Source organism: Mycobacterium sp. ACS4054 (genome assembly GCF_001667275.1).
GTDB lineage: Bacteria > Actinomycetota > Actinomycetes > Mycobacteriales > Mycobacteriaceae > Mycobacterium.
Genome location: NZ_LZHV01000055.1, coordinates 1 through 22,038, shown reverse-complemented (window position 1 = coordinate 22,038; position 22,038 = coordinate 1). Strand labels below are relative to the sequence as shown.

General features: G+C 69.7%; 15 protein-coding genes and 1 pseudogene. 8 read left to right on the top strand and 8 right to left on the bottom strand.

The window, feature by feature from the left end:
* Positions 1 to 85: 85 nt before the first annotated feature.
* Positions 86 to 1,657 carry a glycosyltransferase family 39 protein gene (locus A5730_RS15455; protein ID WP_067902165.1) on the top strand — a complete coding sequence of 524 codons (1,572 nt, stop codon included), beginning with the start codon at positions 86 to 88 and terminating at the stop codon, positions 1,655 to 1,657.
* Between the two features lie 54 nt (positions 1,658 to 1,711).
* Positions 1,712 to 2,431 (top strand): MgtC/SapB family protein, encoded by a 720-nt coding sequence (locus tag A5730_RS15450; protein ID WP_067901928.1) that lies wholly within the window; start codon positions 1,712 to 1,714, stop codon positions 2,429 to 2,431.
* 8 nt (positions 2,432 to 2,439) lie between these two features.
* On the opposite strand, the gene A5730_RS15445 is transcribed toward A5730_RS15450, so the two are convergent.
* The 3 genes from A5730_RS15445 to A5730_RS15435 are packed head-to-tail and all read right to left on the bottom strand — an operon-like array spanning position 2,440 to position 8,166.
* A complete protein-coding gene (locus A5730_RS15445) occupies positions 2,440 to 3,849 on the bottom strand; it encodes an MFS transporter (RefSeq protein WP_067901924.1) in 1,410 nt (469 codons plus the stop codon).
* 57 nt (positions 3,850 to 3,906) lie between these two features.
* Positions 3,907 to 6,063: an excinuclease ABC subunit UvrB gene (gene uvrB, locus A5730_RS15440; RefSeq protein WP_067901921.1), complete on the bottom strand. Its 2,157-nt coding sequence runs from the start codon at positions 6,061 to 6,063 to the stop codon at positions 3,907 to 3,909.
* A gap of 57 nt (positions 6,064 to 6,120) precedes the next feature.
* Positions 6,121 to 8,166, bottom strand: coding sequence for a serine/threonine-protein kinase (locus A5730_RS15435; RefSeq protein WP_067901918.1), 2,046 nt, complete (start codon positions 8,164 to 8,166; stop codon positions 6,121 to 6,123).
* 231 nt (positions 8,167 to 8,397) lie between these two features.
* On the opposite strand from A5730_RS15435, the gene A5730_RS15430 reads away from it, so the two are divergent.
* A complete protein-coding gene (locus A5730_RS15430; RefSeq protein ID WP_197506269.1) occupies positions 8,398 to 10,989 on the top strand; it encodes an FHA domain-containing protein in 2,592 nt (863 codons plus the stop codon).
* Between the two features lie 12 nt (positions 10,990 to 11,001).
* Here the strand turns inward: A5730_RS15430 and A5730_RS15425 are convergent, their stop codons facing one another.
* A complete protein-coding gene (locus tag A5730_RS15425) occupies positions 11,002 to 11,748 on the bottom strand; it encodes an SDR family oxidoreductase (protein WP_156745822.1) in 747 nt (248 codons plus the stop codon).
* Positions 11,749 to 11,832: 84 nt separating this feature from the next.
* Here A5730_RS15425 and A5730_RS15420 point away from each other — a divergent pair, with 84 nt between their 5' ends.
* From A5730_RS15420 to A5730_RS15410, 3 genes and pseudogenes are all read left to right on the top strand, one after another.
* A complete protein-coding gene (locus A5730_RS15420; RefSeq protein ID WP_067901909.1) occupies positions 11,833 to 12,273 on the top strand; it encodes a DUF402 domain-containing protein in 441 nt (146 codons plus the stop codon).
* Positions 12,258 to 13,261, top strand: a pseudogene (ligD, locus tag A5730_RS15415) (non-homologous end-joining DNA ligase). The gene A5730_RS15420 and the pseudogene ligD overlap by 16 nt, the downstream one beginning before the upstream one ends.
* An 11-nt stretch (positions 13,262 to 13,272) precedes the next feature.
* On the top strand, positions 13,273 to 13,683 hold the full coding sequence (locus A5730_RS15410; protein ID WP_067901906.1) for a hypothetical protein: 411 nt from the start codon (positions 13,273 to 13,275) through the stop codon (positions 13,681 to 13,683).
* Positions 13,684 to 13,711: 28 nt separating this feature from the next.
* Here the strand turns inward: A5730_RS15410 and A5730_RS15405 are convergent, their stop codons facing one another.
* The 4 genes from A5730_RS15405 to polA all read right to left on the bottom strand — a co-directional run bounded on the left by A5730_RS15405 (position 13,712) and on the right by polA (position 20,177).
* Positions 13,712 to 14,677, bottom strand: a complete 966-nt coding sequence (locus A5730_RS15405) for a DUF2889 domain-containing protein (RefSeq protein WP_067901903.1) — start codon at positions 14,675 to 14,677, stop codon at positions 13,712 to 13,714.
* A gap of 6 nt (positions 14,678 to 14,683) precedes the next feature.
* Positions 14,684 to 15,898, bottom strand: coding sequence for a dephospho-CoA kinase (gene coaE, locus A5730_RS15400; RefSeq protein WP_067901900.1), 1,215 nt, complete (start codon positions 15,896 to 15,898; stop codon positions 14,684 to 14,686).
* Positions 15,899 to 15,910: 12 nt separating this feature from the next.
* Positions 15,911 to 17,356, bottom strand: a complete 1,446-nt coding sequence (gene rpsA, locus A5730_RS15395; protein WP_067815002.1) for a 30S ribosomal protein S1 — start codon at positions 17,354 to 17,356, stop codon at positions 15,911 to 15,913.
* A 160-nt stretch (positions 17,357 to 17,516) separates the two neighbouring features.
* Positions 17,517 to 20,177, bottom strand: a complete 2,661-nt coding sequence (gene polA / locus A5730_RS15390; RefSeq protein WP_082946859.1) for a DNA polymerase I — start codon at positions 20,175 to 20,177, stop codon at positions 17,517 to 17,519.
* Positions 20,178 to 20,323: 146 nt separating this feature from the next.
* Between polA and A5730_RS15385 the strand changes: the two genes are divergently transcribed.
* Both A5730_RS15385 and A5730_RS15380 read left to right on the top strand, forming a co-directional pair.
* A complete protein-coding gene (locus tag A5730_RS15385) occupies positions 20,324 to 20,764 on the top strand; it encodes a Zn-ribbon domain-containing OB-fold protein (RefSeq protein ID WP_067901895.1) in 441 nt (146 codons plus the stop codon).
* Positions 20,764 to 21,960, top strand: coding sequence for a lipid-transfer protein (locus A5730_RS15380; RefSeq protein ID WP_067902162.1), 1,197 nt, complete (start codon positions 20,764 to 20,766; stop codon positions 21,958 to 21,960). Before A5730_RS15385 ends, A5730_RS15380 begins: the two co-directional genes overlap by 1 nt.
* Positions 21,961 to 22,038: the final 78 nt, after the last annotated feature.

Below are 22,038 nucleotides of genomic sequence, written 5' to 3'. Positions count from 1 at the left end.
TTTCGCCCAATGCCGGTGCCGCGAAATTGGCGGGGGGCCGATTTGTGAGCCGTCCTGACGATTCCCCTTTAGGGTGACAAGCATCATGTCCATGCCCACCGTCGAGCGGCGCGCCGCGGACGAAGTCGAGGAGCCCGCGCCCGCGCGTCCGGCCGGCAGGTTGCTCGATCCGTGGGCGATCGCCGTGTTGGCGGCCGTCGTCAGCGGCGCGTGGGCCTGCCGGCCCTCGCTGTGGTTCGACGAGGGGGCGACCATCTCGGCCGCCGCGAGCCGCACCCTGGCGGAGCTGTGGCGGCTGCTGGGCCACATCGACGCCGTTCACGGGCTGTACTACCTGCTGATGCACGGCTGGTTCGCGCTGTTCGGACCGACCGAATTCTTCTCGCGGGCGCCCAGCGCCCTGGCGGTCGGCGCCGCCACCGCCGGGGTCACGGTGTTCACCCGCCAGTTCGCGACGCGGCCGACCGCCGTGTGCGCGGGCGTGATCTTCGCCATCCTGCCGCGCACCACCTGGGCGGGGATGGAGGCGCGGCCCTACGCCTTCGTCGCGGCCGCCGGGGTCTGGCTCACGGTCTTGCTCGTCGCCGCCGTCCGGCGCAACGGGCCGCGCTGGTGGGTCGGCTATGGGCTGGCGTTGATGCTTTCGATTCTGCTCAATCTGAACATGGTTCTGCTGGTGGCCGTTTATGCCGTAATGGTGCCGCTGTTGGCGCCCGAAAAAGCGCGCAAATCCACGGTCATTCGGTGGGCGATCAGCTCGGCGGTCGCGGTCGCGGCGATGACGCCGTTCATGCTGTTCGCCCACGCGCAGGTTTGGCAGGTCAACTGGATTTACCCGGTCAGTTGGCATTACGCGTTCGACATCATCCTGCGTCAGTATTTCGACCACAGCGTCGCGTTCGCCATTGTGTCCGCCGTCCTCATCCTGGCGGCGGTCGCGGCCCGGCTGGCGGGGGTGCGGCCGCCGGCCGGGGACATCCGCCGGCTGCTGATCGTGTGCTCGGCGTGGCTGGTCATCCCCACCGCGCTGGTGGTCGTCTATTCGGCCGTCAACGAACCGATCTACTACCCGCGCTACCTGATCTTCACCGCGCCCGCGATGGCCGCCGTGTTGGCGGTCTGCGTCGTCACGATCGCCCGCAGACCCTGGCCCATCGCCGGTGTGCTGCTGGTCTGCGCCGTCGCCGCGGTGCCGAACTACCTGTTCGTCCAGCGCTGGCCGTACGCCAAGGAGGGCTGGGACTACAGCCAGGTCGCCGACTTGATCGGCTCGCACGCCGCGCCGGGCGACTGCCTGATGGTGGACAACACCGTGCCGTGGCGGCCCGGGCCGATCCGCGCGCTGCTGGCCACCCGGCCGGCCGCCTTCCGGTCGCTGATCGACGTCGAACGGGGCGCTTACGGGCCGAAGGTGGGCACGCTGTGGGACGGCCACGTCGCCGTGTGGCTGACGACGGCCAAAATCGACAAATGCCCGGCGATCTGGACCATTACCAATAAGGAACCTTCGCTGCCCGACCATCAATCCGGACCGGCATTGCCGCCGGGGCCCGCATTCGGCCGCGCGCCGGCGTATCGATTCCCGAGTTACCTCGGGTTCCGCATTGTCGAACGATGGCAATTCCATTACTCGCAGGTGGTCAAGTCGACGCGCTGATTTCGGCGCTTTCCGGGCGGCGTGAACCGCTATTTGTTGGGTAGTTGACTAGCCATGCACAGTTGGCCGGCCGCGCCGTTGCTGGGCGGCAACGTCCAGGGGCTTCGGCACCTCATCGAGCTCTTCGCCGCGTTCGGGTTGACCACCCTCATCGGCCTGGAGCGCACCGTTCAGGGCAAGAGCGCCGGGCTGCGCACCCAGACGATCGTGGGGACCTCCGCGGCGCTGATCATGCTGGTCAGCAAGTACGGCTTCGCCGACGTGCTGTCGAACGGCACGGTCGCGCTTGACCCGTCCCGCATCGCGGCCCAAATCGTTTCCGGCATCGGCTTTTTGGGCGCCGGCATCATCATCACCCGGCGCGGGGCGGTGCACGGGCTCACCACGGCGGCCGCGGTGTGGGAATCGGCCGCCGTCGGCATGGCGGTGGGCGCCGGGTTGCTGTTGCTGGCCATCGCCGTCGTGGCGCTGCACTTCGTCAGCGCGCTCGTCTTCAAGGCCATCGAGGGTCGCCTGACGGCGCAGCTGCGGGGCACCGTCCGGGTGCAGATCATCTACGAGAACGGCCGCGGCATGCTGCGGGAGGTGCTGCGGATCTGCGGGCAGCAGAACTGGCAGCTCACCGAGCTGGACGCGGACGCGCACGACATCGACGACGGCGAGGTGCGGGTGACGATGACCCTGTCGGGCGCCAAGATCGCGAACGCCCAGCAGGTGTTCGGCGAGGTCGACGGGGTGGTGGCGGTGCTGAAAACCGAGGACGACCCCGACTGAGCCAGTGGCTAGCCGACCGGCTGCGGCCGGCGGGCCCCGCGCGTCGCGCCGTAGGCCACCGCGACGCCGGCGGCGCTCAACGCGGTGAACACCGTGAACAGCCAGTGCGCCGCCATCCCGTCGCCGCCCTTGGCGGTGTTGACCACCACCCCGGCCAGGCCGGCGGCGATCGCCGCGGAGACTAGCTGGACGGTGTTGATCGCGGCCGATGCGGCGCCGCCTTCGGCCGGGTCGTCGACCGAGGCCATCGCGCGCGCCGACAGGTGCGGCCAGGCCATCCCGATCCCGATGCCCGCCACCAGGAGCGCCACCGCCCACAGCGCGGCGGTCCCGGGGGACCCGTCGCCGCGGCGGGCGACCGCGGCCAGGGCCATCCCGGACGCGGCCACGATCGGCGCCGCAACGATTACCTGCGCGACCGTGCGGGGGTGATCCAGCGACGCGCTGAGGATCTCGCTGACCGTCCAGCCGAGCGCCAGCGCCGCCCCCAGGAACCCCGCCGCTATCGGCGTCAGGTGCGCCAACCGCTGACCGAACAGCGGCACGTAGGTGTTGACCATCGCGGTGCCCATCAGCACGCCCATGGTCAGGTAGATCCACTTCAGCGGGCCGGGCCCGAACACGCTGGGCGGCAGGATCGCCGCGTGCGTCCGCCAGTCGACGAGCACGAACAGGCCCACCAGCGCGACGCCGGCGCCGAGCAGCGCGAACGTCGCCCACGCGTTGTGCGGGATCTGGGCGACGCTGACCGCCATTGCGGCGGCGCCGATCAGCAGCAGCGACCGCACCGGCACGTTCATCGGCGCCACGGCGGCGCCGCCCCCCACGCGGGCCAACGCGACCGGCACCAACATGGCCATCAGGCCGGTCAGCACCGCCATCACGACGAAGGCCCACCGCCACAAACCCAGCTGGGCGAACAGGCCGCCCGTGGTGGGGCCGACCACCGTCGCCACGCCCCACATCGCCGACACCAGCGCCGAGCTGCGCGTCCACAGCTCGCGCGGCAAGGCCGTGTTGATCACCGCGTATCCCAGGCCCGCGAGCAGCCCGCCGGCCACGCCCTGCAGGGCGCGCCCAGCTATCAAAACCTGCATGTTGGGCGCCGCCGCGCAAATGAGGCTGGACACACCGAACACGGCGAGCCCGGTCAGGTAGGACGAGCGCGGCCCGGCGCGCAGCAGCATCGGATTGACCATCGCCGCGGCCACCACGGAGCCGACCAGGTACAGGGTCGTCACCCAGGCGTAGAGCCGGCTGCCACCGATTTCGGCGATGGTGTTGGGCAACAAGCTGGTGGTCAGGAACTCGTTCGTGGCGTAGAGCGCCACCCCGCCGGCCAGCAGGACGGACGTCCTCAGGTACCTGGCCCCCAGCAGCTGGCGCCAGCCGCCGGTACCGGTCGCGGTGTCGGTCACCCTTCTACCGTATGGGGCGGTCCGGAGTGGGAAAACTGAATTCCGGTGCCAGCAAACTCATTTCAGGCCGGCGGCGTCCATCCCCCGCAGTTCCTTCTTCAGGTCGGCGATCTCGTCCCGGAACCGCGCGGCCAGCTCGAACTGCAAGTCGCGCGCGGCGGCCATCATCTGCTCGGTGAGGTCCTTGATCAGGTCGGCCAGCTCGGCGCGCGGCATGCTGGTCGTGTCCCGTCCCTCGAAGACGCCGGCGCTGACGGCGCGGCCCGGCTCGCCCTGGGCGCGCCGGCCGCGGGACATGCTGCGCCCGGACCCGATTTCGACTGTCTCGCTGTCGTCGGCCTCGCGATAGACCTGGTCCAGGATGTCGGCGATCTTCTTGCGCAGCGGCTGCGGATCGATGCCGTGGGCCTCGTTGTAGGCGACCTGCTTGGCCCGCCGCCGTTCGGTCTCGTCGATCGCCTCCTTCATCGAGTCGGTGATCGAGTCCGCGTACATGTGCACTTCGCCGGAGACGTTGCGGGCGGCGCGGCCGATGGTCTGGATCAGGCTGCGCGAGGACCGCAGGAAACCCTCCTTATCCGCGTCCAGGATCGCCACCAGCGACACCTCGGGCAGGTCGAGACCCTCCCGGAGCAGGTTGATGCCCACCAGCACGTCGTAGTCGCCCAGCCGCAGCTGGCGCAGCAGTTCCACCCGGCGCAGCGTGTCGACCTCGGAGTGCAGGTAGCGCACCCGGATGCCCATCTCCAGCAGGTAATCGGTGAGGTCCTCGGCCATCTTCTTGGTCAGCGTCGTCACCAGCACCCGCTCGTCGGCCTCGGTGCGCTTGCGAATCTCGCCGATCAGGTCGTCGATCTGCCCCTTGGTGGGCTTGACCACGACCTTCGGGTCCACCAGGCCGGTCGGCCGGATCACCTGCTCGACGAACTCCCCGCCCGCCTGGCTGAGCTCGTAGGGGCCCGGGGTGGCCGACAGGTACACCGTCTGGCCGATCCGGTCGGCGAACTCCTCCCAGGTCAGCGGGCGGTTGTCGCACGCCGACGGCAGCCGGAACCCGTATTCGACCAGGTTGCGTTTGCGGGACATGTCGCCCTCGTACATGCCGCCGATCTGCGGCACGGTGACGTGCGACTCGTCGATGACGAGCAGGAAGTCCTCGGGGAAGTAGTCGAGCAGCGTCGCCGGCGGCGAGCCCGGGCCGCGGCCGTCGATGTGGCGGGAGTAGTTCTCGATGCCCGAGCAGAAGCCGACCTGGCGCATCATCTCGATGTCGTAGTTGGTGCGCATGCGCAGCCGCTGGGCCTCCAAGAGCTTGCCCTGGCCTTCCAGCTCGGCCAGCCGCTCGGCCAGCTCCTGCTCGATCGTCGAGATGGCGTGCGCCATCCGCTCCGGGCCGGCGACGTAGTGGGTGGCCGGGAAGATCCGCAGCGAGTCGACCTGGCGGATCACGTCGCCGGTCAGCGGGTGCAGGTAGTACAGCGCCTCGATCTCGTCCCCGAAGAACTCGATGCGCACCGCCAGCTCTTCGTAGGACGGGATGATCTCCACGGTGTCGCCCCGCACCCGGAACGAACCGCGGGTGAAGGACAGGTCGTTGCGGGTGTACTGCACGTCGACCAGCAGCCGCAGCAGCGCGTCGCGGGGCACCTCGGTGCCGACGCCGAGTTCCACCGAGCGGTCCAGGTACGACTGCGGCGTGCCCAGGCCGTAGATGCAGGACACCGACGCCACCACGACCACGTCGCGCCGCGAGAGCAGGGAAGACGTGGCGGAGTGCCGCAGCCGCTCCACATCGTCGTTGATCGAGCTGTCCTTCTCGATGTAGGTGTCGGTCTGCGCGATGTACGCCTCCGGCTGGTAATAGTCGTAGTACGACACGAAGTACTCAACCGCGTTGTGCGGCAACATCTCTCGCAGTTCGTTGGCCAGCTGGGCGGCCAGCGTCTTGTTCGGCGCCATGACGAGAGTGGGCCGCTGCAGCCGCTCGATGAGCCAGGCGGTGGTGGCCGACTTCCCCGTGCCGGTGGCGCCCAGCAGCACCACGTCGCGCTCCCCCGACCTGATCCGGCGTTCGAGCTCGTCGATGGCGGCGGGCTGGTCGCCGGCGGGCGCGTGCGGGCTGACCACCTCGAAGTGGCCGCCGACGCGCACGACCTCGTCGACCGCGCGGTATTCCGAATGTGCGACTACCGGATGTTCCGTGGCGAAAGCCATGCCACCAGGGTAGAACCGCGCACCGACAAGTGTCGCCGAGCCGGTCTGGCCGCCCCGCTATCCCCCGGGCCGGCTCCAGGTTCGGGTGACGGGATCGCACTGCAACAGGTGCCCGTCGTTCGACGTGGTCATGGCGAACACCGAGGTCCCGGGCCGGTCACACGAGCTGCCCGCGGCGTGCACGCCCATCGTGATCGGGGCCTTGGCCCAGCTGTTGCCCTCGCAGACGATCTGCTCGCTGTTGGTCGGGTCGTAGGCCAGCTTGCCGACGTCGGCGCAGACCCCGCCGAGCACGGGCGGCGAAGGGGCCGCCGCGGCGGTCGACGTGCTGACGGCCTGGGCGGGGTCACCCAGGTCGACGCCGGCCGGCACGTCACCGACGCGGGTGGCGACCACCGGCACCCGCACCACCGCGCCCTGCGCGCCGCACTCGTTGCTGAGCACGGTCTCGGTCACGGTGCCGCGCAGCGTGCCGTCGGCCTGGGGCGCCAGCGACCACGCGAGCGTCTCCTGCTGGGTGGCCGCGCCCTGGCCGTCGGGCGGGGTGCACGCCATCCGGTCCTGCTGCGGGGCGCCCTGCCAATAGCCGGCGACGAAGTGCAGCGTGTCCGTCTTGCCGCCGTCGGCCGTTTGGTGGGTGGCGTTGTCCAGCCGGGCCCCGGTGGCCGCGCAGCCGTTGGTGGTGCACACCGAACGGAACGCCCACCAGCCGGTGGCGGGGCCGTCGTGGCGGATCGCGACGCCGTTGGTGGTCCGCTTGCTCTCGTCGTAGTCCAGCTTGTAGGCCCCGTTGAGCGCCGGTCCACCGGACCGGGCCGGCGCGGCACTCGGCGCCGGGACGGACGGTTTCGACGCGAGCGCCGGGTTCGCCGGCGGGGTGTCCGGCTCGAACGAGTACAGGGTCGACCCGGTGGCCGCGACGGCGACGAGCATCGCGCACACCAACCCGACCGCCCACCGGGTCCGCGCCGAGAAGCGATGGTTCATCGCCGCCACGACGGCGCGCGGTCCGCGCCGCGCCGGCGTCGTCGTGACGGCGCGGGGCCCGGGACGCGGGACGGGCGCGGCGGCCTCGTCGCACCGCTCGCCGACCGCCTCGGCGAACGCGCGGCACCGCTCGAACCGGTCCTCGGGGCGTTTGGCCAGCGCCGTGCGGAACACGTCGTCGAGATGCGCCAGCTCCGGGCGGAAGTCGCTGAGCCGGGGCGGCTGTTCGTGCAGGTGCTGGCTGATCACCGCGATCGGGTTCGAGTGCTGAAACGGGGGTGCGCCGGTGAGCAAGTGGAAAGCCGTTGCGGCCAGGGCATATTGGTCCGCGCGCCCGTCGATGTTGGATCCCGTCAACTGTTCCGGCGCCGCGTAGGCCACCGTTCCCACCGCGACGTTGGTCTCGGTGATCCCGCTGATGTCACCCAGGTGCCGCGCGACCCCGAAGTCCGCCAACAGGATTCGGCGCTCGCCGGCTTCGGGATGGGTGAGCAGGATGTTGGCCGGCTTGACGTCGCGGTGCAGCAGCCCGCGGTCGTGGGCGTAGTCCAGCGCCCCCGCGACGGCCCGGACGATGTCGCACACCTCACCGACCGGCATGCCCTCCGGGTGGAGCTCCTTGACCAGCCGGGCGGCGTCGGTGCCCTCGACGTAGTCCATGGAAATCCAGAGGTGGCCGTTGAATTCGCCGCGGTCGTGGACGCCGACGATGTGGGGATGCCACAGCGTCGCGGCGAGGTCGGCCTCGCGGTTGAACCTTTCCCGGAACTCGGGATCGGCCGTGACCGCCTCCGCCAGCACCTTGATCACGTCGCGGCGTGGCAGCCGGGGATGCAGCGCCAAATACACCTCGGCCATGCCCCCGGCACCCAGCTGCCGCAGGATCGTGTAGCCCGCGAACGGCGCGCCGCCGGTGATCGACGGGTGCGACCCGTCGGCCTTCCCTGGCGCCGGGGCGGCCCCGGCCGGGGTGGAAGTGACCGGCGGGACGCGGCGGAACAGATGGGCGATGGTCACCGCCGGCAGCGACTGAAAACCCGCGCGCAGCGCCGCGCGATTACCCAACAGCCGCCGCCCGGCGCCGATGCGCCGGGTGGTGCCCCTGCCTTCGTCCATCTGTTGCCTCACCCCCTCGTTCCGATCCCCCTCGGCGCCCCGGCCGGCACGACGATGTGCGCGGCGCGCCCGGAAAAGGCCTCAGCGCAACCCCTTACGTTCAGATGATGCCGGATTCCGCTGGGGAGTCCGCCTCGGCAAGCTATGAAACCGTTATGAGTGAGCGGACCGACACATAGCGAAATCACAGCCGCTCCCAATAGAACCCCCGGCGGGCGCACAGATACTTGTGTGGTGACCCGCCCCGCCCCGCCCGTCCTGACGATTCGGCACGACGGGTCCCTACGATCCTTCGCGGCCGGCCACGAGGTGGTCGTCGGCCGCGACACCGAGGCCGACGTGCGCATCGCCGATCCCCGGATTTCGCGCGCCCACCTGATCCTGCGGTTCGACCAAGGCCGGTGGCTGGCAATCGACAACGGTTCGCTGAACGGGACCTATCTCAACGGCTACCGGATGCCGGTCATCGACATCCACGACGGCCAGAGCATTCACGTCGGCAATCCGCGCGGACCGCTGCTGACCTTCGCGATCGGACCGCGCCAGGGCTACGCCGACCGGCCGGGCCGGGCCCAGCCGAATCCGGCGGCCGGGCCGCCGACGCTGGCCTGGTCCGCGCTTCCCGAGCAAACCAACCCCACCCGGGCACCCCGGCCGCCCGGAGCGCCACCGAATCCACTGCCCCGGCAGTCGATTTCGCGGCCCCGTCAGGCGCCGGCCCCCGCCGTCCCGCTGCGTGGCGTCGCGCCCGCCGAGCGGACCGTCGTCCACGCGCCGACGCCGCCCGCCGAACTCACCGTGGTCGACGCCAAGACGGCCGACGTGTCGAACCTCGCCACGCGCTTTGTGAAGTTGCTCTCACCGCGCTCGTCGGCGGCCGCGGGCAGCCCGGGCGCCCTGACGATCGGCCGCGCCGCGGAGAACGACATCGTCGTCTCCGACGTGCTGGCGTCGCGCCGGCACGCGACGCTGGTGCAGACGCCGCTGGGCACCGAGATCCGGGACAACAGCATCAACGGAACCTTCGTCAACGGGACCCGGGTCGGCTCCGCGATCCTGTCCGACGACGACGTCGTCACCATCGGCAACGTCGACCTCGTCTGCCGCGACGGCACCCTGACCCCGCGCAGCGAAACCGCAACCCGCACCGGCGGTCTCGAGGTGCGCAACGTCGAATACGTCGTCGACAACGGCAAACAACTGCTGGACGACATCTCGCTGATCGCGCGGCCCGGAACCCTGACCGCGGTCATCGGCGGGTCGGGCGCCGGAAAGAGCACCCTGGCGAGGCTCATCGCCGGCTACACCACCCCCAGCTCGGGCTCGGTCACCTTCGAGGGCCACGACATTCACGCCGAATACGCGTCGTTGCGCAGCCGCATCGGCATGGTCCCGCAGGACGACGTCGTGCACCGCCAGCTGACCATCAACCAGGCGCTCGGCTACGCAGCCGAGCTGCGCCTGCCGCCCGACACCAGCAAAGCCGACCGGGCCAAGGTCGTCGCCCAGGTCCTCGACGAGCTCGACCTGACCAAACACGCCGACACCCGGGTGGACAAGCTGTCCGGCGGCCAGCGCAAGCGGGCCTCGGTGGCGCTCGAGCTCCTCACCGGGCCGTCGCTGTTGATCCTCGACGAGCCGACCTCCGGCCTCGACCCGGCGCTCGACCACCAGGTGATGATGATGCTGCGGCAGCTGGCCGACGCCGGCCGGGTGGTGATCGTGGTGACGCACATGCTGTCCTACCTCGACACCTGCGACCAGTTGCTGTTGGTGGCCCCGGGCGGCAAGACCGCCTATTGCGGTCCGCCCGATCGGATCGGCGCGGCGATGGGCACCACCAACTGGGCGAAGATCTTCACCCAGGTGGGTGCGGACCCCGAGGAGGCCAACCGGCGGTTCGTGGAGCAGCGCGACGCCGCGAAGCGGCCGCCAAAGCTGTTGCCGGACAAGGCCGACGAGCCGGCCGCGCTGGGCGAGCCGGTGCACACCAGTGTGCGGCGCCAGATTTCGACGGTCGCCCGGCGGCAGATCCGCCTGGTGGTCGCCGACCGCGCCTACTTCGTCTTCCTGGCGCTGTTGCCGTTCATCCTGGGTTCGCTCTCGCTGACGGTGCCGGGGGCCAACGGGTTCCATCCGCCGGGCGCGAACGCGGGGACGCCCGACGAGGCGGCGCAGATACTGGCCCTGCTGATGCCCGCCGCCGCGTTCATGGGCACCGCCCTGACCATCCGCGACCTGGTCGGCGAACGCGCCATCTTCCAGCGCGAGCAAGCGGTGGGGCTGTCCACGACGGCCTACCTGCTCGCCAAAACCGCGGTGTTCTGCGGGTTCGCCGTCCTGCAATCGGCGATCATCACCGCGATCGTGGTGATCGGCAAGAGCGCGCCGACGCGGGGCGCCATCCTGCTCGGCCATTCGACCGCCGGGGCGACGGCCGAATTGTTCGCGACCGTCGCGGCCACCTGTGTGGCGTCGGCCATTCTGGGCCTGGCGATTTCGTCGCTGGTCCGCTCCAGCGAGCAGATCATGCCCCTGTTCGTGGTGACGGTGATGGCGCAGCTGGTGCTCTGCGGTGGCATGGTCCCGGTGACCGGCCGGCTCGGGCTGGACCAGCTTTCGTTCGCGATGCCCGCGCGCTGGGGCTACGCCGCGGCCGCGTCGACGGTCGACCTGCGGCACCTGGTGCCGGATTCGCTGCTGTCCCAGGACCGGTTCTGGCGGCACACGCCGAAGGTGTGGCTGCTGGACATGGGCATGCTCGCCGCCTTATCGGTGTTCTACGCCGGTTTCGTGCGGTGGCGGATCCGCCTGCGCCGATAGTCCGGGGCGACCCTAGATCTGCTCGGCACCACCGTCGACGAAGACCTCGCTGCCGGTCATGAAGCTGCTGTCGTCCGACGCCAGGAACAGCACCGCCGCGGCGACCTCCTCGGGCCGGCCCAGGCGGCCCATCGGGACCTTGGCCGCCTCGCCCTCGCGTATCTCGTGCTCGCGTCCGGCCGGCGCCAGCCCCAGCAGCCCCGGCGTCTCGACCGGTCCGGGGACGATCGTGTTGACCCGAATCCCCCGATCCACGAGTTCGGCGGCCCACGTCCGGCCGAACGAGCGGATCGCCGCCTTGGTGGCCGCGTACACGCTGAACGCCGGGGTGCCGTTGTAGGCGGCGGTCGAGCCGGTCAACACGATCGACGCCCCGCGGTTGAGCAGCGGCAACACGGCTTGCACGGTGAACAGCGTGCCGCCCACGTTGGTCATGAACGTGGTGGTGAAGTGTTCGACCGAAATCTCGCCCAGCGCCGCGAATTCCCCGCCGCCCGCGTTGGCGAAGAGCACGTCGAGGCCCGCTCCCCGGGATGCGATTACGCCGGCGACCGCCGCCAGGTCGTCGGGGTCGGCCACGTCGGCGCGGATGCCCGTCGCGCGTTCGCCGATCGAGGCCACCGCGGCGTCGATGGTGTCCTGATTGCGACCGGTCAGGATGACGTGGGCGCCCGCGTCGGCCAGCCGCCGCGCGGCCGCCAACCCGATGCCCGAATTCCCGCCGGTGACAAGGGCCGTCTTTCCGCTGAGGTCGCTCACGGTGACTAGAGTAGGGGCATCCATCCGCCGAAGCACGAGACGTTCGACCTGATCGCCCGCACCAACACCGATCCCAAGGGCATCGTGCGGGACGTGGACGACTACGCGGTCCACCCGTGGGGGCTCTACGTGGCCCGGCCCACCCCCGGCCGCGCCCAGTTCCATTACCTCGAGTCGTGGCTGCTGCCGTCACTCGGCTTGCGCGCCACGGTCTTTCACTTCAACCCCGGCCATGAGCGCGATCAGGACTACTACCTCGACGTCGGCGAGTACACGCCCGGACCCGAGGTGTGGCGTTCGGAGGATCACTACCTCGACATCGTCGTGCGCACCGGCGACGGCGCGGAGCTGGCCGACGTCGACGAGTTGCTGGACGCCGTCCGGCACGGCCTGCTGACCCCGGAGGCCGCCGAGCGGGCGGTGCGGCGCGCCGTGAACGCGGTAGCGGGGTTGGCCCGCAACGGCTATGACCTCTCCCGCTGGCTGGCCGGCTACGGGATGGAGCTGACGTGGCGCCAGGAGTAGCGGCGGGCCTGCCCGACGCGGTGCGCGCGGCGCTGCGCGACGAGCCGGTGCCCGACTGGCGATCCCCGACGCTGGCGACCCTGACCGACAAGCGGTTCTCCGATCCGCGATGGATCTTCGAGCGCAAGTTCGACGGCATGCGGTGCCTGGCGTTTCGGGACGGCGACCGGGTGCGGCTGTTGTCCCGAAACCGCCAGCCGCTCAACGGGACCTATCCGGAACTGGTCGATGCGCTGGCCGCCCAGCCCGCGACCCGCTTCGTGCTGGACGGCGAGGTGGTGGCGTTCCAGGGCCGCCGCACCAGCTTCGCCCGGTTGCAGGGCCGCCTGGGCATCACCGACCCCGACGTGGCCCGCGCCTCGCCGATCCGCGTCTCCTATTACGTCTTCGACCTGCTGCACCTGGACGGCAAGTCGACGGTCGACGCACCGCTGGTGTGGCGTAAGCGGTTGCTGCGCAACGCGATTCAATTCGGCGGCCCGCTGCGCTACACCCCGCACCGCATCGAGGACGGTCTCGCCGCCTACCGCGCGGCCTGCGAGCGCGGCGACGAGGGCGTTATCGCGAAGCTGGCCGAGTCGACGTATGACGGCGGCCGCTCGAAGAATTGGCTGAAGTTCAAGTGCGTGCGCGACCAGGAATTCGTGGTCGGCGGCTACACCAGCCCCAGGGGCAGCCGGGTCGAGCTGGGCGCGTTGCTGCTGGGCTATTACGACGGCCGCGACCTGGTGTACGCGGCAAGGTGGGCACCGGCTTCGACGAAGCCACACTGCGCCGCCTGCACCAGCGGCTGTCGGCCATCGCGCGGGACACGCCGCCCTTCACCCGCGGCCTGGTGCGCGAGGCCGGCGCCCGGTGGGCCCGCCCCGAATTGGTGGTCCAGATCGGCTTCACCGAATGGACCCGCGACGGGAAGCTGCGCCACCCGCGCTACCTCGGCATCCGCACCGACAAGGACGCCGGCGACGTGGTGCGCGAGAGCGGGTAATGTCAGCAGCTATGAGTAGCACCGGCCGCAGGTTGCTGCCGATCGTCGCGATCATTGCCGTTGGCGCCCAGCTGAGTCCGGCGATCGCGCGGGCGGACCTGCACAACATCACCTACCGCGCGCGGATCGACGCGCTGACCACCGGCAGCCAGGCCACGTTCATCATCAACGGCGGCCAGACGAACACCACCAACCTTCCGTCCATGCCTGGCAACGCATTCGAGGCCAACACCGTGTTGCCCGACCCGGCGCAGGCCGGCATGCGGATAGTGCTGCATTTCCCGTACTCGGCGAACGTGCACTGCGAGATCGACGTCGACGACAACGTTTTCACCCAGGCCGACCAACTGGTCAAGCCCGCACCGGGCAACGCCGATCCGAACAACGGCGCGCTGGCCTGCGGCGCACCGCTACCCGGCTAGGGTCGATTGCCCGACTCCTCACCTCTGCTCACCGGCTATCCATCAAGGCGTCCAGATCCGCGATGGCGCGCAACGTGTCGTTGAGGTGGGTGCAGGTGCTGGTGCCGACGAATTCGCCGCGGACGCGGTCGCGCAAATCGCTGAGGGGCATACCGCGGATGCGGGACGCACTACCGATCGCCCCGGGGCATTCCTGCCACGGCAACACCCGCACCTCGGCGCTCACCCCGGTGATGACCCGCGCCGAGGTGTCGACCGTGCCGGCGACGGTGTACTCATGCACAATCGTCTCCACCAAGTCGTCATCCACGTGAGAGTCGCGGAAGTGGGCCTGGAACTGTGCCGACGCGGAGTCGGCGTCCGCCAGATCCAGCCGCCGGTACCTGCGCATCCCACGCGCTCGCAGCGGCTCCACCTCGTGTAGTCCGCTCAGCGGCGGCGCCACCGGGCCGCGGCCCGTCGGGATGACATCGTGCCGCCGGGTGTATGCGATCAGTGACGCGTCCGGTGCGAAGCCGGCGCAGATCCCAGCCATCCGATCCGCGATGCCCAGCGGCATCTTCTCTTCGACACCCTCGATGATCGCCGCGTATTGGGTGGCGTATCCGGACACCAAGGTCGCACCGACCCAGTCGTCGAGCAGCAGGTGCAGCAGGGTGGCCTGCTCTGCCTCCTGCGGGAACAGCCGGCCAACCGTCGCCCGGAATCCGGCGCCGACCCGACAGCCCAGCAGCGCGTCAAGACAAGCGGTCGACGTGATGTCGTCGACGACCTGATCGGTGAGGTGTGCCCGCACTCGGACCTCGCCGAGCACCTCGACACGTCCGTCCTCGGCACCCACCACGTCGCGCGCCCGTAGGTCCGCCAGTGAGCCGCGCGCCCCATCCGGATGGGTGTCGATGGTGCTGGTGCGCCGCCGCCGGCCCGCCACCAGCCGCGGCGCCTCGTTCCCGAAGGGCCGTCGCGGGCCCAGGATGTCGTCGACGAACGGCATGGCGGCTCAGGGCTTCCAGCCCGTGGTGTCGGCCCATTCCCAGGCTTGCCGGTAGGCGTCACGAAACCACGGTTCTTTGGCGGTGATATAGCGCATGATGTCGCCGCCGGCGGCTGCCTCGGCTTCCCGTTTTATCCGCGAATACCGCTCGCGCACATCGGCATTCGCAGTGAGCCAGTCGACGAAGAGCAGAGCGAACTGCTGATTGGGCCAGCCCGCGACCCGAATGTGTACGTTGGTCGGCCGTCCAGGATCGGCCGAGGCGTGAATTCGCTTGTGCCACAATTCGGTATCGTCACTATGGTCGAAATCCTGCACGGTGCTGCGGGCGTCGGGCTTGGCGGCGTCGGCGGTGATGTGTTCCAGGCGCGGATAACCCACCGACAACAGCGACTCGGCGAGTTCGTCGGCGCCGGCCAATGACTCGACCGTGACCTGCACGTCGATGACGTCCTTGGCGGGCAGGTCCGGCACGGCGGTCGAACCGATGTGGTCCACCCGGATGGCCCGGTGACCGCAGGCGGTCTTGAGCCGGTTGACGATGCGCTGCGCCTCGTCGCGCCAGCTCGGATCCGGCGGCACCAGCCGCACCGGCGCCCGGGCGATCTGACGACGGCTCAGGTTGTGCGCGAAGGGCAGTATGCGGTTGTCCCACACGTCGTGGGCGCGTTGCACCAGGTCGTCCGGGCTGCCGGAGTTGTCCACCCAGATGTCGGCGACGGCACGGCGCTGCTCGTCGCTGGCCTGCGCGGCGATCCGGGCGCGGGCGTCGGATTCGGGCATGCCGCGCTGCTCGATGAGCCGCCGCAGCCGCACCTCGACGTCGGCGTACACGATGACCACGAGCGGGAACAGCGGCGCCATCCCGGATTCCACCAGCAGCGGAATGTCCTCGACGACAACCGAGTCCTCGGGCACCGAGGCGATGATCTCGGCGCGGCGCTTGCCGACCAGCGGGTGGACGATGCCGTTCAGCCGCTGCCGCGCCTCGTCATCCCGGAAGGCCTTGGCCGCCAAGGCTGGACGGTCCAGTGACCCGTCGGGAAGCAGAATGTCGTCGCCGAACGCCGCCACGAGCGCCTGGAGGCCCTCGGTGCCCGGCTGGACCACCTCGCGCGAGATCACGTCGCCGTCGACGATCACGGCCCCGCATTTCGCGAAGGTGGCCGACAGGGCCGACTTGCCGGCGCCGATGCCGCCGGTCAACCCGATACGCAGCATGGGTGAACGCTATTACGCGTTGCCGGCGAGCTTCTCCCGCAGAGCGGCCAACTGGGCGTCGCTGGCCAGCGATCCGCCGGCCGCCTTCTCCTCGCGCGCACCGCCGTTGGCGGACGACTGCTCGGCGCCGTGCCCGGCCGCCTCGGCCGCGGCGAACTTCTCCATCTGCGCGGTGTGCATCTTGTGCCGGCGCTCGGCCTCGGCGTAGCGGGCCTCCCACTCGGCGCGCTGGGCGTCGAAACCCTCGAGCCATTCGTTGGTCTCGGCGTCGAAGCCCTCAGGGAAGATGTAGTTGCCCTGCTCGTCGTAGCTGTCGGCCATGCCGTACTTCGCCGGGTCGAACTCCTCGGTGTAGTCCTCGTTGGCCTGCTTGAGCGACAACGAGATCCGGCGGCGCTCCAGGTCGATGTCGATGACCTTGACCATGGCGTCGTCGCCGACGGCGACCACCTGGTCGGGCACCTCGACGTGGCGCTCGGCGAGCTCGGAGATGTGCACCAGGCCCTCGATGCCCTCCTCGACGCGGACGAACGCGCCGAACGGCACCAGCTTGGTGACCTTGCCGGGCACGATCTGGCCGATGGCGTGCGTGCGGGCGAAGTGCCGCCACGGATCTTCCTGAGTCGCCTTGAGCGACAACGACACCCGCTCGCGGTCCATGTCGACGTCTAGCACCTCGACGGTGACCTCGTCGCCAACCTGAACCACCTCGGACGGGTGGTCGATGTGCTTCCAGGACAGCTCGGAGACGTGCACCAGACCGTCGACCCCGCCGAGGTCGACGAACGCGCCGAAGTTGACGATCGAGGACACCACACCCTTGCGGATGGCGCCCTTCTGCAGCTGGTTGAGGAACTCGCTGCGCACCTCGGACTGGGTCTGCTCGAGCCACGCGCGCCGCGACAGCACCACGTTGTTGCGGTTCTTGTCCAGCTCGATGATCTTGGCCTCGATCTCCTTGCCGATGTACGGCTGCAGATCGCGGACGCGCCGCATCTCCACGAGCGACGCGGGCAGGAAGCCACGCAGGCCGATGTCGAGGATCAGGCCACCCTTGACCACCTCGATGACGGTGCCCTTGACGGCCTCGTCCTTCTCCTTGAGCGCCTCGATGGTGCCCCAGGCGCGCTCGTACTGCGCGCGCTTCTTGGACAGGATCAGCCGGCCCTCTTTGTCCTCCTTGGTGAGAACCAGGGCCTCGACCTCATCACCGACGGAAACGACCTCGCTGGGGTCGACATCGTGCTTGATGGAGAGCTCGCGGGCGGGGATGACCCCTTCGGTCTTGTAGCCGATGTCGAGGAGCACCTCGTCCCGGTCCACTTTGACGATCGTCCCCTCCACGATGTCGCCATCGTTGAAGTACTTGATCGTTTTGTCTATTGCGGCAAGAAAGTCCTCGCTGGAGCCAATGTCGTTGACGGCTACTTGGGGCGAGGTGACGGTGGGACTCGGCATGTGGTGGGTTGCTCCGGACAGGTTGGGTCGTAGGGACAAAATTGGGATTTACCTACTGAGGCTACTCGACTGCGTACACGCTGGCCAAACTCGGCCGCCGCAGCCTGTGTGTTTCTGACGAGAACATGTCGTGTCGGCGAAATTCCGGGGCGAAGTTTCGTTAATGCGCGGCGGCGTCCCATGAGCGGCCGTAACCCACGGAGACCTCGAGCGGCACGTCGAGCGGGTAGGCGCCGCCCATCTTCTCCCGCGCCAGCGCCTCGAGCTGGTCCCGCTCGCCGGGCGCGATTTCGAACAGGAGTTCGTCGTGCACCTGCAGCAGCATGCGGGATTTCAGCCCGGCCTCGGTGATCGCCTTGTCGACCTCGATCATCGCGACCTTGATGATGTCGGCCGCGCTGCCCTGGATGGGGGCGTTGAGCGCCGCCCGCTCGGCGGCCTCGCGCACCTGGCGGTTGCTGCTGTCCAGCTCGGGCAGGTAGCGGCGGCGGCCCAGCACCGTGGAGGTGTAGCCGTCCTTGCGGGCCTGCTCGACGATGTTCATCAGGTAGTCGCGCACGCCGCCGAACCGGGCGAAGTAGGCGTCCATCTGGACCTTCGCCTCCTCGGTGGAGATCTTCAGCTGGGCCGCGAGCCCGTAGGCGCTCAACCCGTAGGCCAGGCCGTACGACATCGCCTTGACGCGGCGGCGCAGCTCGGCGGTGACCTCCTCGATCGGCACGCCGAACGCCCGCGAGGCGACGAACGAATGCAGATCCTCCCCCGTGTTGAAGGCCTCGATCAGGCCCTCGTCGCGGGACAGGTGGGCCATGATCCGCATCTCGATCTGGCTGTAGTCGGCGGTCATCAGCTCGGCATAGCCGTCGCCGACCACGAAGGCGTCGCGGATCCGCCGGCCCGCCTCGGTGCGGATCGGGATGTTCTGCAGGTTCGGCTCCGTCGACGACAGCCGGCCGGTGGCGGCGATGGTCTGGTTGAACGTGGTGTGGATGCGCCCGTCGGAGGCCACCGAGTTCAGCAGCCCGTCGACGGTCACCTTGAGCCGGGTGACGTCGCGGTGGGCGAGCAGGTGTTGCAGGAACGGGTGGCCGGTTTTGTCGTACAGCGACTGCAGGGCGTCGGCGTCGGTGGTGTAGCCGGTCTTGGTGCGCTTGGTCTTCGGCATCTCCAGCTCGTCGAACAGCACCGTCTGCAACTGCTTGGGCGAGCCCAGGTTGATCTGCTTGCCGATCACCGCGTAGGCCGCCTCGGCCGCGTCGCGGATCTGGTGGGCGAAATCGCTTTGCAGTTCGCCGAGCAGATCCAAATCGACTGCGATGCCTGTGTGTTCCATGCCGGCGAGCACCCGCTGCACGGGCAGCTCCATGCCGCCCAACAGCGACGTGGAGTTGATGCGGGCCAGCTCCTCGTCGAGCGCGTCGGCCAGGTCCAGCACCGCCACGGCCCGCAGGATCAGGGTCTGGACCGCCTGGTCGTCGGTGCCCTCGGTGTCGTCGAGCAGCGAAAGCTGTTGTTGCTCAGCGGTTTCCGCGCGCAGTTCGCGGCGCAGGTAGCGCAGCGACAGGTCCTCGAGCGAAAAGCTGCGCTGCCCGGGCCGCACCAGGTAGGCAGCCAGCGCGGTGTCGGAGCTGACGCCGGCCAGGGTCCAGCCGCGCCCGGCCAGGTCGTGCATCGCCAGCTTGGCCTCGTGCAGCGCCTTGGGCGGGCCCGGGTCGGCCAGCCAGGACGCCAGCGCGGCCTCGTCGTCGGGATCCAGCGCGGAGGTGTCGATGTAGCGGCCCTCACCGTCGGCGGAGACGATGGCCAGCGCGGTGGCGTCGGCGTCGTACGCCAGGTGGGTGCCGACGACGGCCAGGCCGAAGCGCTTGCCCGAGCTGTGCTCGGCCAACCACACCGCCAGCTCGCCCGGCTGCAGCGCGCTGCCGCGCACGTCGAAGCCCGCGTCGACCTCGGGTTCCACCGCGGCCAGCGTGTCGAACAGCCGGTCGCGCAGCACCCGGAATTCCAGGTCGTCGAACAGCCGGTGGATGTGGTCGCGGTCCCACGGCAGCATGCGCAGCGTGTCCGGGGTCTGCGCCAGCGGCACGTCCTTGACGAGGTCGGTGAGCTCGCGGTTGCGAATCACGCCGGCCAGGTTGGCCCGCAGCGCGTCGCCGACCTTGCCGCGCACCGAGTCGACGTTGTCCACCAACCCCTGCAGCGAGCCGTATTCGGCGATCCACTTGGACGCGGTCTTCTCCCCCACGCCCGGGATGCCGGGCAGGTTGTCGCTGGGATCGCCACGCAGGGCGGCGAAGTCGGGGTACTGCGTGGGGGTCAGCCCGTACTTCTCGACGACGGCCTCGGGCGTGAACCGGGTGAGTTCGCTGACGCCCTTGCGGGGGTAGAGCACCGTCACGTCGTCGCTGACCAGCTGCAGCGAGTCCCGGTCCCCGGTGACCACCAGCACGCGGTAACCCTGATTCTCGGCCTGGGTGGCCAGCGTCGCGATGAGGTCGTCGGCCTCGAAGCCCTGCTCGGCGAGCACCGTGATGCCCAGCGCGTTCAAGACTTCCTTGGTGATGTCGATCTGGCCGTGAAACTCGTCCGGCGTCGACGAGCGGTTCGCCTTGTACTCGGGGTACCGCTCGGAGCGGAAGGTCTGCCGGGACACGTCGAACGCCGCGGCGACGTGCGTCGGGGCCTCGTCGCGCAACAGGTTGATCAGCATCGCGGTGAAGCCGTACACCGCGTTGGTGGTCAGGCCGCCGCGGGTCTTGAAGTTCTCGGCGGGCAGCGCGTAGAACGCCCGAAACGCCAGCGAATTGCCGTCGAGCAACATCAGTGTCGGCTTGGTGTTTTCCTCGGTCTGCTGAGCGGGCGGAGCGGGCACGGCTATCACTCTAGGCACCCCGACCGACGCGCCGGCCGCTGCCGCAGAACTGCAACACGTTTCAGTTTTGGATTGGCGCTGGGTAGTCTGGCCGAGTGCCAGAGGTCACCAGCCAACAACCCGCGATCGACGGATGGTTCGCCACCGATGACGCCGGTCGCCCCCACCTGATCGGCGGGAAGTGCCCCGAGTGCGGCACCTACGTGTTCCCGCCGCGGGAGAACAACTGCCCCAACCCGGGCTGCGCCAGCGACACACTGGAGGCCGTCGCGTTGTCGAACCGCGGGACGCTGTGGAGCTACACCGAAAACCGGTACCCGCCGCCGGCGCCCTATCCCGCCCCGGATCCGTTCGAGCCGTTCGCGATTGCCGCCGTCGAGCTCGCCGACGAGGGACTCATCGTGCTGGGCAAGGTGGTCGAGGGCACCCTGGCCGCCGACCTGAAGGTCGGCATGGAGATGGAGCTGACCACGATGCCGCTCTACACCGACGACGACGGGGTGCAGCGCATCGTGCACGCATGGAGGATCGCCTGATGCCCGAACCGCTGTACATCCTCGGCGCCGGCATGCACCCGTGGGGCAAGTGGGGCCGCGACTTCACCGAATACGGCGTCGTCGCCGCGCGCGCCGCGCTGGCCGAGGCCGGCCTGGACTGGCGCCAGATCCAGCTGGTCGCCGGCGCCGACACCATCCGGAACGGCTACCCGGGCTTCATCGCGGGGTCCACGTTCGCCCAGAAGCTCGGGTGGAACGGCGTGCCCGTGAGTTCCAGCTACGCCGCGTGCGCCAGCGGTTCGCAGGCGCTGCAGAGCGCCCGGGCCCAGATCCTGGCGGGCTTCTGCGACGTCGCGCTGGTGATCGGCGCCGACACCACGCCCAAGGGCGCGTTCGCCCCCGTCGGCGGGGAGCGCAAGAACGACCCCGACTGGCAGCGGTTCCACCTCATCGGCGCGATGAACCCGGTGTACTTCGCGCTGCTGGCGCGCCGGCGGATGGACCTCTACGGCGCGACGCCCGAGGACTTCGCCCAGGTGAAGGTGAAGAACTCCCGGCACGGGCTGCAGAACCCGAATGCCCGCTACCGCAAGGAGGCCTCGGCCGACGACGTGTTCGCCAGCCCGGTGGTGGCCGACCCGCTGCGCCAGCTCGACATCTGCGCCACCTCCGACGGCGCCGCGGCCCTGATCGTGGCCAGCGCCGAATTCGCCCGCAAGCACCTCGGCTCGCTCGACGGCGTCCCTTCGGTGCGCGCGGTCAGCACGGTCACCCCCCGCTACCCCCAGCACCTGCCCGAATTGCCCGACATCGCAACGGATTCCACCGCCGCGGTGCCCGCACCCGACCGGGTGTTCAAGGATCAGATCCTGGACGCGGCCTACGCCGAGGCGGGCATCGGGCCCGAGGACGTCAGCCTGGCCGAGGTGTACGACCTGTCCACCGCGCTGGAGCTCGACTGGTACGAGCACCTTGGGCTGTGCCCCAAGGGTGAGGCCGAGGCGCTGCTGCGCAGCGGCGCGACCACCATCGGCGGCAAGGTCCCGGTCAACCCCTCGGGCGGGCTGGCGTGCTTCGGGGAGGCCATCCCCGCGCAGGCCATCGCGCAGGTCTGCGAGCTCACCTGGCAGCTGCGCGGACAGGCGACGGGCCGGCAGGTGGAGAACGCCACGGTCGGCGTCACCGCCAACCAGGGCCTGTTCGGTCACGGCTCGTCGGTGATCGTGGCGCGCTAGCTGTACTCAGCCAGGACGTTGGTAGCAGGCGTGTCGGCTTGATGTGAGGAGAACCCCCGGGTGGGGTGTGGCTTGTCT

Coding starts and splice junctions, on each gene's coding strand:
- A5730_RS15455 (WP_067902165.1), top strand. CDS start 86: ATGTCCATGCCCACCGTCGAGCGGCGCGCCGCGGACGAAGTCGAGGAG.
- A5730_RS15450 (WP_067901928.1), top strand. CDS start 1,712: ATGCACAGTTGGCCGGCCGCGCCGTTGCTGGGCGGCAACGTCCAGGGG.
- uvrB (WP_067901921.1), bottom strand. CDS start 6,063: ATGGCTTTCGCCACGGAACATCCGGTAGTCGCACATTCGGAATACCGC.
- A5730_RS15435 (WP_067901918.1), bottom strand. CDS start 8,166: ATGGACGAAGGCAGGGGCACCACCCGGCGCATCGGCGCCGGGCGGCGG.
- A5730_RS15410 (WP_067901906.1), top strand. CDS start 13,273: ATGAGTAGCACCGGCCGCAGGTTGCTGCCGATCGTCGCGATCATTGCC.
- A5730_RS15405 (WP_067901903.1), bottom strand. CDS start 14,677: ATGCCGTTCGTCGACGACATCCTGGGCCCGCGACGGCCCTTCGGGAAC.
- coaE (WP_067901900.1), bottom strand. CDS start 15,898: ATGCTGCGTATCGGGTTGACCGGCGGCATCGGCGCCGGCAAGTCGGCC.
- rpsA (WP_067815002.1), bottom strand. CDS start 17,356: ATGCCGAGTCCCACCGTCACCTCGCCCCAAGTAGCCGTCAACGACATT.
- polA (WP_082946859.1), bottom strand. CDS start 20,177: ATGTTGCTCGACGGCAATTCGCTGGCGTTTCGGGCGTTCTACGCGCTG.
- A5730_RS15380 (WP_067902162.1), top strand. CDS start 20,764: ATGCCCGAACCGCTGTACATCCTCGGCGCCGGCATGCACCCGTGGGGC.